The organism is Paraburkholderia sp. Clong3, from assembly GCF_050436485.1.
GTDB classification, from domain to species: Bacteria; Pseudomonadota; Gammaproteobacteria; order Burkholderiales; family Burkholderiaceae; genus Paraburkholderia; species Paraburkholderia tuberum.
On sequence record NZ_JBNDMH010000002.1, the window covers coordinates 3527577 to 3541112 of the forward strand.

The following is a 13536-nucleotide window of genomic DNA, read 5'->3' on the forward strand; positions in this document are numbered from 1 at the left end:
CAGGGGAATGGGCGAATGCCCGGGGCGGAAGCACTTTGCGAGCCACGGCGGTGGCGCGCGGGGTGCGGCGAGCACTGCGCCGCTAACGCTCGGTCGAGCCGGGGTGTTTGTAGAAGCCGCTCATCAGCTCGATCAGCTTGTCGCGGTTGTCGCTGCTCGCGCGATTCAGCGCGTGCGTAGGACCATGGATCAGCTTGTTGGTGAGCGATTGCGACAGTGCCTCGAGGACTGCGGCCGGATCGTCGCCGCGCGCGAGCATTTTCTGCGCGCGTTCGACCTCTGCGCGGCGCAGCGTGTCGGCCTGTGTGTGCATGTGGCGGATCACCGGCACGATGCTGCGCGCATCAAGCCACTGCATGAAGGTCTGTACGCGCGTTTCGATGATCGCTTCGGCCTGCGCGACCGCGGCCTGGCGCGACGCATTGCCTTCGCGGACGATCGCACCGAGGTCGTCGACGGTGTACAGGAACACGTCTTCGAGCTGGCCGGCTTCGGGTTCGATGTCACGCGGCACCGCGAGGTCGACCATGAAAATCGGCCGGTGACGGCGCGCCTTGACCGCGCGCTCGACCGCGCCAAGACCGATGATCGGCAACGTGGACGCCGTGCACGACACGATGATGTCGAATTCGTGCATCCGCGCGGGGAGCTCGGAGAGCGGAATGGCGCGGCCGTTGAAGCGCTCGGCGAGCCGCATGCCGCGCTCGGCGGTTCGGTTCGCGACGACGAGTTCCCGCGGATGCTGCGCCGCGAAGTGCGTCGCGCAAAGCTCGATCATTTCGCCAGCACCGATGAACAGCACGCGCTGGTTCGCGATCTTGTCGAAAATGCGTTGGGCGAGGCGTACCGCGGCGGCGGCCATCGACACCGACTGCGCGCCGATCTCGGTGGTGCTGCGCACTTCCTTCGCGACGGCGAAGGTGCGCTGGAATAGCTGATTCAGGTAGGTGCCGAGGGCGCCGGCTTCGGAGGCGGTGCGCACCGCGTCCTTCATTTGTCCGACGATCTGCGTTTCGCCGAGCACCATCGAATCGAGCCCCGACGCGACGCGGAACGCATGGCGCACGGCTTCGGACTGCGGCAGCGCATAGACGTGCGGCGCGAGTTGATCGATCGGGAGGTTGTGGTACTTCGACAGCCACTGCACCGAGGCTTCGCGCGCGGCGAGGTCGTCGGTCGCGCAGTAGAGTTCGGTGCGGTTGCAGGTGGACAGAATTGCCGCCTCGGGCGCGTTGGGGGCCATGTGGCCCAGCCAGATGCCTTTGAACGTATCCAGAGCGGGCTTTATCTGTTCGAGCGGAAACGCCACGCGTTCGCGCAAGGCGACAGGCGCAGTGTGATGGTTGATTCCGATCGTTAGAAGCTGCATTTGGGGAAGCTATCGTTCAGCCATATATTATAGCGTTTCCACGATACTCACATTCTGCCCGCCATATATCCCGCATGCGTCAGTTCGCGCCTGTCAGGCTCTCCGGCGGGATCGCGTCGAGCTGGTAACCGTAACCATAGACCGGCGTCAGCGTGTAGCCAAGCTCCGGGCGCAGTTGCAACTTGCTGCGCACGCGCGACGCGTGGGTGTCGATGGTGCGCGACTTTACGTCGCGACGGCGGGCCCACACGGTTTCGAGAATATGCGCGCGCGACACCGGCCGCGCGAGATTGTTGAACAGCACCAGCGCGAGGCGGAATTCCTTCGGCGTCAGGATCACGGTCAGGTCGCGGAATGTCACGGCCAAATTCGCCGCGTCGAACGTATAGCCGCCGATCACGTCGCGTCGACGGTTGGGCGGCCGCCGCAGGCCCGCACGGCGCTGCAGCGCCTCGACACGCGCGAGCATTTCGGGGCCGCGCACTGGCTTGCTGAGACAGTCGTCGGCGCCGGCATGCAGCGCGGCGACGATCTGGCATTCGCGCGGTGCGCTCAGCAGCATCATGATGGGCAGGCCCGGCAGAATGGAGCGCGCGCGCGGGATCACGTCTTCGGCGCAATGGTCGCCGGCCCAACTTTCGGTGATCAACAGGTCGAAAAATTCGTCGGTAGCGCGCTGCAGGAACGTGGCGCTAGTGGTGAAGTGCTGGCACGCGTGGCCGCCGGCGAAAATGAGCCGGTCAACCAGTTTGGCGTGTTGCACGTCGGGTTCGATAAGGGCGATGCGCATGGCGCTGCGTCAGCCTGGCAACGGGCGAAGCATGAGGGGTTTTCGTCAGACTTACAACTTGCCTAAGCACACCCCGATCCCTAAACTCAACCGCTATGCGGAAAGCGCCGTGCTGAACTTGTATAGTTGAGGAGGCAAAAATGCTAGCGTTGGCGGCTCCTTTCGCCTATGAGACGAATCCGAAATTGATCTTGCCGTGTTTGAGCGCCCAGTCTGGAGTCGACGCCTGATGGGTTGGCCAGGCATTCTCGTACTCGGCGCGGTGATCGGCCTCGCGGGCTGGTGGTTGCATCCGCAGCGCCGCGCGAGCCGCGCCCGCTGGTGGGCCGCCCTGTTGGCCGGTGTGCTCGGCACGAGCGTCGCGCGGATGGCCGGCAATGTGACAAGTCTCTTCCATGACGGCGACATGCTCGAATGGCCGGTATGCACCGCCGTCGCGCTCATCGCCGTCGCCGTGACGGTCGGCCTTTTGTCGCGTCAATCAACGCGCCGGTCAATCCGTCGATGAATCCTTGCAGGTAACTCCATGAACGCCCGACTTCCCGAAACCTCCTCCATTCCCGAGCGCCTCGCGAGCCTGCGCGCCGCGATGGCGCGCGAAGGCATTGCCGCTTACCTCGTGCCGTCGGCGGATCCGCATCTGTCCGAGTATCTGCCAGGGCGCTGGCAAGGCCGCCAGTGGCTGTCGGGCTTCACCGGCTCGGCCGGCACGCTGATCGTCACCGCCGATTTCGCCGGCGTCTGGACCGACAGCCGCTACTGGGAGCAGGCGAGTGCGCAGCTCGCCGGCAGCGGTGTCGAGCTGATGAAGATGACCGGCGGCCAGCTCACGACGCCGCATTTCGAATGGCTCGCGCAGAACGTCGCGAGCGGCGGCACGGTCGGTGTGGACGGCGCGGTGCTGGGTGTCGCGGCCGCGCGCGCGTTGAGCGCCGCACTGAACGCGCGCGGCGTGCAATTGCGCACCGACCTCGACCTGTTCGACGCGATCTGGGCGCAGCGCCCGGCGCTGCCCGCCGACGCCGTCTTCGAGCACGCCGCGCCGCAAGCGGGCGTCACACGGGCGGACAAGCTTGCGCAGGTGCGTCGCGCGATGGTCGAGAAAGGCGCGCAGTGGCACTTCATCTCGACGCTCGACGACCTCGCCTGGCTGCTGAATCTGCGCGGCGCCGACGTCAGCTACAACCCGGTGTTCGTCGCGCACGCGCTGATCGGCGTGGATCGGGTGTCGCTATTTATCGCCGACGGCAAGGTGTCGCCGGCGCTCGCCGAAGTGCTCGCGCGCGACGGCATCGGCGTCGAGCCGTACGCGAAAACCGCCGACGCGCTTGCCGCGCTGCCAGCCGGCAGCATGCTGCTGATCGATCCGCGCCGCATCACGTACGGCTCGCTGCAGGCGGTGCCGTCGTCGGTCAAGGTGGTCGAGGCGGTCAATCCCTCCACTTTCCTGAAGTCGTGCAAGACCGCCGCCGATGCCGCGCACGTGCGTGAGACGATGGAGCAGGACGGCGCCGCGCTCGCCGAATTCTTCGCGTGGTTCGAAAGCGCGCTCGGCCGCGAGCGCATCACCGAGCTGACGATCGACGAGCGTCTGACGGCAGCTCGCGCGCGCCGTCCCGGATTCGTGTCGCTGAGCTTCGCGACGATCGCGGGCTTCAATGCGAACGGCGCGATGCCGCACTATCGCGCGACCGAGGAGTCGCATGCGGTGATCGAAGGCAACGGCCTGCTGCTGATCGATTCGGGCGGCCAGTATCTGAGCGGCACGACCGACATCACACGCGTCGTCCCGGTCGGCACGCCGGGCAGCGAACAGCGCCGCGATTTCACCGTCGTGCTGAAAGGCATGATCGCGCTGTCACGCGCGCAATTCCCGCGCGGCATCCGCTCGCCGATGCTCGACGCGATCGCGCGCGCGCCGATCTGGCAGGCCGGCGCCGACTATGGCCACGGCACCGGTCACGGGGTCGGCTACTTCCTGAACGTGCACGAAGGCCCGCAGGTGATCTCGCACTACGCGCCGGCCGAACCGTGGACCGCGATGGAGGAGGGCATGATCACGTCGAACGAGCCGGGTCTGTATCGGCCGGGCAAGTGGGGCGTGCGAATCGAAAACCTCGTGCTGAACGTGGCGGCGGAAAAAACTGAATTCGGCGACTTCCTGAAGTTCGAAACGCTGACGCTGTGCCCGATCGACGCGCGCTGCATCGAGCTGTCGCTGCTGCGCGACGACGAGCGCGCGTGGCTCAACGCGTATCACGAGACGGTGCGCGCGCGCCTCGCGCCGCATGTATCGGGCGACGCGAAAGCGTGGCTGGAACTGCGCACGCAACCCATCTGAGAGCATAGCGACGACCTTCCAAAGGAGCGTGGTGCATGGCGATCAAGGCAGTGGTGTTCGATTTCGGCGGTGTGCTGATCGACTGGAGTCCCGAGTACCTGTACCGCGAGCTGATTCCCGACGAAGTCGAGCGCCGCTGGTTCCTCACGCACGTCTGCTCGATGGACTGGGTGATCCGCCAGGATGGCGGTCAGCCGATCGTCGAAGCCACCGACGAGCTGATCGCGCGGTTTCCCGATCACGAACCGCTGATCCGCGCGTTCTATGAGCGCTGGCACCAGATGGTGGCGGGTGTGCTCGACGACGGCATCGCGCTGATGGAAAAGCTCGAAGCGGCCGAGGTGCCGCTCTTCGGGCTGACCAACTGGTCAGCCGAGACGTTTCCGTACGCGTGGGAGCACTATCCGGTGCTGCGGCGGTTTCGCGACGTCGTCGTGTCGGGGCGCGTGAAACTCGTGAAGCCCGACCCGGCGATCTTCGCGGAGATGCGTCGGCGCATCGAACTGCAAATGCCCGGTGTCGAGCCGGCCGAACTCGTCTTCATCGACGACAACGCGAAGAACGCCGAAGCCGCGACGGCGCTCGGCTGGCACGGCGTGCATCACACGAGCGCCGCGCAAACGGAAGCCGAGCTGCGCGAGTTGGGCTTGCCGGTTTGAGCTGACCGCCGCCGCTACTGCCCCAGCAGATTCTTCAGCGCATTGCCGAGACCCTTGACGGTCTCGCCCGCACCCTTCGCGACGCCCTCGACGCTGACCCCGAGCGCCTGCGCAAACCCGGCGCCGATGCGCGTGAGGATCCCTTCGCGCACCGAGAACTTCGGATCGCGCAGATCGCCGTCGAGCACGAAATGCAGCGTGATATTGCCGTTATGCGTCTTCAGCGCCGCGACGGCGGCGCGGGTCGGAATCGACATGAACGTCTCGAGCGGATTGTCGGATTCGGCGAGCTGCAGATTGTGGACTGTCATCGTGCCGGGCGCATGGAGATGATAGTTCCGCACCGTCGATTCGATCGTCAGATCGACGGTGCCGCCCGTCACCTGTGCGCGCGTGCCGGCCTTCTTCAGCAGATACTGATCGAGCATCGCAATATCGACGCCGTGCAGCGTGCTCGTCGTCTGCGAATCGCGGCTGGCGATTTTGATCCAGCCGTCGAACGTCACGGTGCCCGTATGCGCCGGCCCCTTCATCGAGCCGCGAACGCTGACATGGGTCGGTTCGGTAAGCGCCGGCAGATGCAGATGGTCGACGCTCGCGTTCGCGTCGCTGACCGTGACCTTGAACGGCGGCGGCCCGACAGTCATGTCGTAGAAATGGAAGTTGCCGTGTTCGAAGCGGACATGGTCGACCAGCTTTTCGCGCGGGATCGGCGGCGCCGTGCCGGCGTTGCCCGGCTGATCGCCGCGGTTCAGCGATTCGCGCAGGTTCGGCAGCAGATTCAGCGAGCCGTCCTTCGTGCGTAACACGGCCATGTCGAAGCCGCGCACGACGACCTCGCGGATATGCATGCGCCGCGCGATCAGATCGCGCACGTCGGGGGTGATCGTGATTTCGTCGGCGCGTAGCGGTTCACCCGCTGGCCAGCCAGGCGGCGCTTTTAGCACGACGTGGGTGAGGCGTACCGAGGTGAGGCCGACGTCGATACTGTCGGCGCTGCCGAGCGGCCCGAGCGCCGCGCTGACGCGATTCTTGACTTCCTGTTGCGCGAATCGCATCGCGCCGATCGCGATCAGAACCAACGCCAAAAGCGTTGCCCCCACGATGACGATCCAGCGCCTGCCCTTCGACATCGCCATGCCTGTCTCCTCGTCGCCGCGTCGCGCGGCGCTGTGTTGACCGTCTGTCGCGTGCGCGAGACTTTCACGCGCGCCTCCATCTAGCGATGGTTAGCAACGCGCATGCCCCGCGGCCCGTCCGGCATCGCGCCGGACGGGCCGTCGTCCGCCCGCTTCCTAACGCGAGATCGGCTTGTAGCGCAGGCGCTTCGGCCGCGCGCCTTCCTCGCCGAGACGCGCGCGCTTGTCCGCTTCGTATTCCTGGTAGTTGCCGTCGAAGAACGTGACTTGCGAGTCGCCTTCGAACGCGAGGATATGCGTCGCGATGCGATCGAGGAACCAGCGATCGTGCGAAATCACGAGCACCGAGCCCGCGAATTCGAGCAGCGCGTCTTCGAGCGCGCGCAGCGTTTCGACGTCGAGGTCGTTCGACGGTTCGTCGAGCAGCAGTACGTTGCCGCCCGCGATCAGCGTCTTCGCCAGATGCAGACGACCGCGCTCGCCGCCGGACAGATTGCCGACGATCTTCTGCTGGTCGCCGCCCTTGAAATTGAAGCGGCCGATATACGCGCGCGACGGCGTTTCGTACTTGCCGACCGTCAGCACGTCCGCGCCGCCGGAGATTTCCTCGAACACGGTCTTGGTGCCTGCGAGCGCTTCGCGGCTCTGGTCCACGTACGCGAGCTTGACGGTCGGACCCTGCACGATTTCGCCCGAATCGGGTTGCTCGCGGCCGGTCAGCATACGGAACAGCGTCGATTTGCCGGCGCCGTTCGGACCGATGATGCCGACGATCGCGCCGGCCGGGATCTTGAAGCTGACGTTATCGAGCAGCAGCCGGTCGCCGTACGACTTGCTGACGTTCTTGAACTCGATCACTTCATTGCCGAGGCGGTCGCCGACCGGAATGAAGATTTCCTGCGTTTCGTTGCGCTTCTGGTAGTCCTGGCTGTTCAGTTCCTCGAAGCGCGCGATACGCGCCTTCGACTTCGCCTGGCGGCCCTTCGGGTTCTGGCGCACCCACTCGAGTTCCTTCTTGATCGCCTTCTGGCGCGCGGACTCCGACGCTTCTTCCTGCTTCAGACGCTCTTCCTTCTGATCGAGCCAGCTGCTGTAGTTGCCCTTCCACGGAATGCCGTGACCGCGGTCGAGTTCGAGAATCCACTCGGCGGCGTTGTCGAGGAAGTAGCGATCGTGCGTGACGGCGACCACGGTGCCCGGGAAGCGCGTCAGGAACTGCTCGAGCCATTCGACCGATTCCGCGTCGAGGTGGTTGGTCGGCTCGTCGAGCAGCAGCATGTCGGGCTTTTGCAGCAGCAGCTTGCACAGCGCGACGCGGCGCTTTTCGCCCCCCGACAGATGCTCGATCTTCGCGTCCCATGCCGGCAGGCGCAGTGCGTCGGCGGCGATTTCGATCTGCTGCTCGGCGCTGCCGTCGGTCGTTGCGAGGATCGCTTCGTACTTCGCCTGCTCGGCGGCCAGCGCGTCGAAGTCGGCGTCCGGCTCCGCGTAGGCCGCGTAGACTTCGTCGAGCTTCTTCTGCGCGTTGAACACGTCGCCGAGGCCTTCCTCGACCGCTTCACGCACGGTTTTCTGCGGATCGAGTTGCGGCTCCTGCGGCAGATAGCCGATGTTCAGGTTCGGCATCGGTGTCGCTTCGCCTTCGATCTCCGTGTCCACACCGGCCATGATGCGGATCAGGGTCGACTTGCCCGAGCCGTTCAGGCCGAGCAGGCCGATCTTCGCGCCGGGGAAGAACGATAGCGAAATGTCTTTCAGGATCTGGCGCTTGGGCGGCACGATTTTGCCGACCCGGTTCATGGTGAAAACGTATTGGGCCATTTGCTTGCAGTGGACGTTGACGACGCCGGCCGCGTGCGGGCGGGCAGTCGGGGGTGAATGGGTAATCGGTGTGAGGGCCGGGCGGAACACCCGGCGCCGGCCGGCGCACGCTGCCGCGCGCGGCATGTGGTTCAGGTGGCATTGTACTTCGCGGCGAGGGCCGGGCGGCAGGGGAGTCCGGCGGCGGGCCGCCGTCGCGGCGCTCCGCGGGCGTCTCAGTTCGCGCGCCGTCCAGTCGCCGGATCGAAGAAGTGCAGATGCTGCGCGGGCAGCACGACCTGCAGCGCCTCGCCGGCCGCGGGACGATGCGCGTGAGGCAGCCGCGCGGTCACATCGTGCTTGCCCCAGCGGCCGTGCGCGAGATTGTCCGCGCCGAGAATTTCGCAAGAATCGACGCTCAGTGTCGCGAACGGTGCTTTGGCCGTGCCCGGGCTCAGATGCTCGGGGCGAATGCCGAGCATCCACTCGCGGCCTGTCGCGACTTCGCGGCCGATCGACGGCACGCCCGCGAGCGGCAGCTTCGGGCCGTTGCCGGCGACGTCGAAGGTCGAGCCGTCGTCCGCGACACGGCCTTCGAGCAGGTTCATCCCCGGCGAGCCGATGAAACTCGCGACGAACAGCGTGGCCGGCCGCTCGTAGACTTCGGTCGGCGCGCCGATCTGCTCGGCGTGGCCCTGGTTCATCACGATCACGCGCTGCGCCAGCGTCATCGCTTCGATCTGATCGTGCGTGACGTACAGACTCGTGGTCTTGAGGCGCGCATGCAGACGCTGGATTTCGAGGCGCATTTGCACGCGCAGACGCGCGTCGAGATTCGACAGCGGCTCGTCGAACAGAAACACCGCCGGCTCGCGCACGATCGCGCGGCCCATCGCGACGCGCTGCCGCTGTCCGCCCGACAACTCGCGCGGCTTGCGCTGCAGCAGCGCGCCGAGCTCGAGAATCTGCGCGGCGGCTTCGACGCGTTTCGCGATCTGCGCACGATCGACGCCCGCGATCTTCAGCGCGTAACCCATGTTCTCGGCCACGCTCATATGCGGATACAGCGCGTAGTTCTGGAACACCATCGCGATGTTGCGATCCTTCGGCTCCAGCTCGTTGACGACCTTGCCGGCGATCGAAATGCTGCCGTCGGAGATGCGCTCGAGCCCGGCGACCATCCGCAGCAAGGTCGATTTGCCGCAGCCGGACGGGCCGACCATGACGACGAATTCGCCGTCGGCGACGTCGACGTCGATGCCGTGCAACACGAACTGTTTGCCGTCGTAGGTTTTCTTAACGCTTTGCAGAGTCAGTGCAGCCATGCCGTTCTAGCCTTTTGTTTTTGAGTGCTTGTCGCTGTCCGCCATACCGGATCATTTTTCCGAATCCACGAGGCCGCGCACGAACCAGCGCTGCATCGTCAGCACGACGGCGAGCGGCGGCAGCATCGCGAGCAGCGTGGCCGTCATCACCAGATGCCATTCGGTCGCGGTATCGCCCGAGGCGATCATTCCCTTGATGCCGATCACCGCGGTGATCAGCGACTGCTGGCTGGTGATCAGGATCGGCCACAGATACTGGTTCCAGCCGTAGATGAACGTGATCACGAAGAGTGCCGCCATCGTGGTCCGCGACAGCGGCAGCACGACGTCCCAGAAGAAGCGCAGCGCGCCCGCGCCGTCGATGCGCGCGGCTTCCATCAGCTCGTCCGGCAGCGTCTTGAAGAACTGGCGGAACAGGAACGTCGCGGTCGCCGACGCGATCAGCGGCAGCGTCAGACCGGTGTACGTATTGCTCAGATGCATCGACGACACCACCTGCACGGTCGGGAAAATCCGCACTTCGACCGGCAGCATCAGCGTGATGAAGATCAGCCAGAACGCGAGCGTGCGAAACGGAAAGCGGAAGTAGACGATCGCGTACGCGGAGATCATTGACACGGCGATCTTGCCGATCGCGATGACGAGCGCCATCACGAGGCTGTTGAACAGCATGCGATTGAACGGCGCCGCGGCGTTGCCGGTGCCCTGCGTCCAGATCGTGACGATGTTCTCGAACAGATGCGTGCTCGGCACGAGCGACAGCGGCACCGTGAACACCTCGTGCTCGCTCATCGTCGCCGCGCAGAACGCGACGTACACCGGAAACACCACCAGCGCGACGCCGATGATCAGCACCGCGTGACAGAACAGGTCGAAACCGCGTCGGTTCTCGATCATGAGTATTGAACCCTGCGTTCGATGAAGCGGAATTGCACGACGGTCAGTGCCACGACGATGATCATCAGGACGACCGACTGCGCGCCCGAACTGCCGATGTCGAGCCCCTGGAAGCCTTCGGCGAAAATCTTGTAGATCAGCGTGCGGGTGGCCTGGCCTGGGCCGCCGCCGGTCGCCGCGTCGATCACGGGAAAGGTGTCGAAGAACGCGTAGGTGATGTTGATCACCAGCAGAAAGAACGTGGTCGGCGACAGCAGCGGCAGGGCGATGCCGAAGAAGCGGCGCACCGGACCGGCGCCGTCGATCGCGGCCGCTTCGATCAGCGAGCGCGGAATCGCCTGCAGGCCCGCATAGAAGAACAGGAAGTTATAGCTGATCTGCTGCCAGACTGACGCGAGCACGACGAGGAACATCGCCTGACCGGGGTTCAGCGCGTGATTCCACACGATGCCGTGTTTCGCGAGCGCATACGTGACGAGGCCGATGCTCGGGTTGAACAGGAACGACCACAGCACCGCGGCGATCGCGGGCGCGACCGCGTACGGCCAGATCAGCAGCGTTTGATAGGCCTTCGCGCCGCGCGTCACGCGGTCCGCGCAGACCGCGAGCAGCAGCGAGACCACGAGGCCCGACACGGTGACGAGCGTGCAGAACACGATCGTCGTGTTGAACGACGCCAGATACAGCGGGTCGGCGAACAGCTGTTTGAAGTTCGCGAGTCCGACGAACTCGCTCGACGTACCGAACGCGTCCTGGGTTTGCGTCGATTGCCAGAGCGCGACGCCCGCCGGCCACAGGAAGAACACGAGCGTGATGAGCAGCTGCGGCGCGACGAGCAGGTAGGGCAGCGCGCTGGTGCCGAAGTAGGAGCGCTTTTCCATCGGAATGTCCAGAGTGTGCTGCAACGACGGGTTCCCGCGCGGGAGCGCCGGAACCCTGCCTGCAGGCGATGCTTAGTTGCCGGCCTTTTCGAAGCGGCGCAGCAGGTCGTCGCCGCGCGCGACGGACGAGTCGAGCGCCTGTTGCGGCGTCTTCCTGTCCGCCCACACCTGTTCGAGTTCTTCGTCGATCACGGTGCGGATCTGCGGCATGTTGCCCAGACGCAGGCCCTTCGTGAACGGCAGCGGCGGCTTGTTCAGCATCTGGCGGATCGCGGTGTCGCTGCCGGGGTTCTTGTCGTAGAAGCCCTGCTGGCGCGTCAGGTCATACGCGGCGGTCGTGATCGGCAGATAGCCGGTGTCCTGATGCCACTTCGCGGCGACTGGCGCCGTGGCCAGATAGGCGAGGAACTTCGCGACGCCCTTGTAGACGGCCGGGTCCTTGCCCGACAGCACCCACAGGCTCGCCCCGCCGATGATCGCGTTCTGCGGCGCGCCCTTCACGCTGTCGTCGTACGGCATCATGCCGGTGCCGAAGTTGAACTTCGCGTATTTCTTGATCGTCGCGAGCGAGCCTGACGAGTTCGTGACGATGCCGCAGTCGCCGCTATAGAACTTCGACACCGGTTCGTCCTTGCGGCCGACGTAAGTGAACGTGCCGTCCTTCGCCATGTTCTGCAGGAACTGTATGTGCGCGACCTGCAGCGGCTTGTTGAATTCGAGCTGCGCGTCCATGCCGTCGAAGCCGTTGTTACGCGACGCGAACGGCGCCGCATGCCACGCGCTGTAGTTCTCGAGCTGAATCCAGCTTTGCCAGCCCGACGAGTAGCCGCACGACATGCCCGAGGCCTTCAGCTTCTGCGCATCGGCGTGCAACTCGGCCCAGGTCTTCGGCGGCTGGTTGGGATCGAGGCCAGCCTTCTTGAACGCATCCTTGTTGTAGTACAGCACCGGCGTCGAGCTGTTGAACGGCATCGAGATCAGTTCGCCGGTTTTCGAGTCGCTGTAATAGCTCGCGATGGTCGGCACGAAGGCTTTCTGATCGAGCGGCAGGCCCGCGTCCTTGAATACCTGCGTGACCGGGACGATGGCTTTCTTCGCCTGCATCATCGTCGCGGTGCCGACCTCGTAGACCTGCAGGATGGCCGGCGCATTGCCGCTGCGATAGGCGGCGATGCCGGCGGCGAGGGTCTGGTCGTAGGTGCCCTTGAACACGGGTACGATCTTGTAGTCGTTTTGCGATTTGTTGAAGTCGTTCGCGATGTCGTTCAGACGTTCACCCAGTGCGGCTTCCATGGCGTGCCAGAACTGAATTTCGGTCGCGGCGTGAGCCGCCTGGCTGACGCCGATGCTCAATACAGCGGCGACGGAAAGTGAACGGAACAGCGGCTTGTAATTCATCGATTTGTCTCCGGTTCGGAAGGGGCGCGGACGCGAATCGCGCGATTCTAGTTGTGTTCGATGACATTCCGGCGGCGGCGCGGACCAAGGGTGGCGGCGCGCCGGAAGCCGAAATTTAGCATTGGCTGTCAGGGAAAAGAAATAAACGGGAGGCGAATCGGGAAGATTGCGGGTGATGCAGGTCATGGCGAGGTGTCGCATCGATGTGCTTCCGCGACCATTACCACTTTTGACGTTCGCCCATCTGGCGATACCGTAAGCTCGATCGCTCGATCGCTCGATCGCTCGATCGAGCGACCTGATATTGAGGTGTCCAACATGAGCTGGAGGTATCGCCAGACTTCGGGAAACCTGTCCCGAGACGGCAACCTGGTCGCTCGCGGATACTCGGGCAATGGTGCTTCGGGTGGAACGATGAAAAAATTCCTTGCGCCGCTGATCTTGGTGTGCGCGTCAGAAGCAGTGGGGGCCGTGCCTGGCAACACGCCTGCTGAGGTATCGGCGGCGATCCGCCGGCAAGGGGCAAGCGCGTTTTTCAGGTCGCTGGACGAAGCAGTTGTCGATAGGCGTTTCGAGCGGATCGGGACAGGCCGCGCAGATTGGGTTGCACTTGCGCCCAAACTGGCCATAGGGGCCGACGGCGCGAACGCGGAAGGTTTGGGAATCGCTCTTGCCTATGCGTTGCCGAGAAATCCTGCAGCTGTGCTGAAGGTCGTAGACCCTGTCGAAGGCGACAGTCACATTCTCGCGGTATCGCGTGTGTGCGGCATTCCGTTTATTGACGATGCGCCGAAAAACGACAAGGCCAAAGCGTTGCGCGCTGTTTCGGCGGTCACGACTGCAAATCCGCACATCAAGGCCCGTTGTCTCGACGCGTTGCGGAAGTCGTAGCGCGCAAACAAAAAAGCCCGCAAGCCGCGATATTTTTGCCCCCATC

General features: G+C 64.7%; 12 protein-coding genes. 4 read left to right on the top strand and 8 right to left on the bottom strand.

Translation table 11 applies throughout. From position 1 onward, the window contains the following. Nucleotides 1-82: 82 nt before the first annotated feature. Both hemA and OKW30_RS20450 read right to left on the bottom strand, forming a co-directional pair. The gene (hemA, locus tag OKW30_RS20445) at nucleotides 83-1369 is read right to left on the bottom strand and encodes a glutamyl-tRNA reductase (RefSeq protein ID WP_184070553.1); all 1287 of its coding nucleotides are present in this window, start codon (nucleotides 1367-1369) and stop codon (nucleotides 83-85) included. A gap of 79 nt (nucleotides 1370-1448) precedes the next feature. Further along, nucleotides 1449-2159, bottom strand: coding sequence for a response regulator transcription factor (locus tag OKW30_RS20450; protein WP_184070551.1), 711 nt, complete (start codon nucleotides 2157-2159; stop codon nucleotides 1449-1451). A gap of 229 nt (nucleotides 2160-2388) precedes the next feature. On the opposite strand from OKW30_RS20450, the gene OKW30_RS20455 reads away from it, so the two are divergent. Genes OKW30_RS20455 through OKW30_RS20465 form a run of 3 tightly spaced genes read left to right on the top strand, consistent with a single transcriptional unit; the run spans nucleotide 2389 to nucleotide 5159 of the window. Beyond that, nucleotides 2389-2667: a hypothetical protein gene (locus tag OKW30_RS20455; protein ID WP_184009140.1), complete on the top strand. Its 279-nt coding sequence runs from the start codon at nucleotides 2389-2391 to the stop codon at nucleotides 2665-2667. A gap of 18 nt (nucleotides 2668-2685) precedes the next feature. Then, entirely contained in the window at nucleotides 2686-4500 is a 1815-nt protein-coding gene (locus OKW30_RS20460; protein WP_429347452.1) for an aminopeptidase P family protein, read from the top strand. 35 nt (nucleotides 4501-4535) lie between these two features. Further along, nucleotides 4536-5159, top strand: coding sequence for an HAD family hydrolase (locus OKW30_RS20465; protein ID WP_184070547.1), 624 nt, complete (start codon nucleotides 4536-4538; stop codon nucleotides 5157-5159). A 14-nt stretch (nucleotides 5160-5173) separates the two neighbouring features. On the opposite strand, the gene OKW30_RS20470 is transcribed toward OKW30_RS20465, so the two are convergent. The 6 genes from OKW30_RS20470 to ugpB all read right to left on the bottom strand — a co-directional run bounded on the left by OKW30_RS20470 (nucleotide 5174) and on the right by ugpB (nucleotide 12599). Continuing rightward, the gene (locus OKW30_RS20470; protein WP_184070545.1) at nucleotides 5174-6298 is read right to left on the bottom strand and encodes a DUF748 domain-containing protein; all 1125 of its coding nucleotides are present in this window, start codon (nucleotides 6296-6298) and stop codon (nucleotides 5174-5176) included. 156 nt (nucleotides 6299-6454) lie between these two features. After that, on the bottom strand, nucleotides 6455-8119 hold the full coding sequence (gene ettA, locus OKW30_RS20475) for an energy-dependent translational throttle protein EttA (protein WP_184052399.1): 1665 nt from the start codon (nucleotides 8117-8119) through the stop codon (nucleotides 6455-6457). A gap of 215 nt (nucleotides 8120-8334) precedes the next feature. Next, nucleotides 8335-9423: a sn-glycerol-3-phosphate import ATP-binding protein UgpC gene (locus OKW30_RS20480; RefSeq protein WP_429347453.1), complete on the bottom strand. Its 1089-nt coding sequence runs from the start codon at nucleotides 9421-9423 to the stop codon at nucleotides 8335-8337. A gap of 51 nt (nucleotides 9424-9474) precedes the next feature. After that, nucleotides 9475-10320 (bottom strand): sn-glycerol-3-phosphate ABC transporter permease UgpE, encoded by an 846-nt coding sequence (gene ugpE, locus OKW30_RS20485; protein WP_184070540.1) that lies wholly within the window; start codon nucleotides 10318-10320, stop codon nucleotides 9475-9477. Then, a complete protein-coding gene (gene ugpA / locus OKW30_RS20490; protein ID WP_184070538.1) occupies nucleotides 10317-11201 on the bottom strand; it encodes a sn-glycerol-3-phosphate ABC transporter permease UgpA in 885 nt (294 codons plus the stop codon). Before ugpA ends, ugpE begins: the two co-directional genes overlap by 4 nt. A 72-nt stretch (nucleotides 11202-11273) precedes the next feature. After that, the gene (ugpB, locus tag OKW30_RS20495) at nucleotides 11274-12599 is read right to left on the bottom strand and encodes a sn-glycerol-3-phosphate ABC transporter substrate-binding protein UgpB (RefSeq protein WP_184070536.1); all 1326 of its coding nucleotides are present in this window, start codon (nucleotides 12597-12599) and stop codon (nucleotides 11274-11276) included. A 414-nt stretch (nucleotides 12600-13013) separates the two neighbouring features. Here ugpB and OKW30_RS20500 point away from each other — a divergent pair, with 414 nt between their 5' ends. After that, a complete protein-coding gene (locus OKW30_RS20500; RefSeq protein ID WP_429347454.1) occupies nucleotides 13014-13490 on the top strand; it encodes a hypothetical protein in 477 nt (158 codons plus the stop codon). Nucleotides 13491-13536 lie beyond the last annotated feature (46 nt).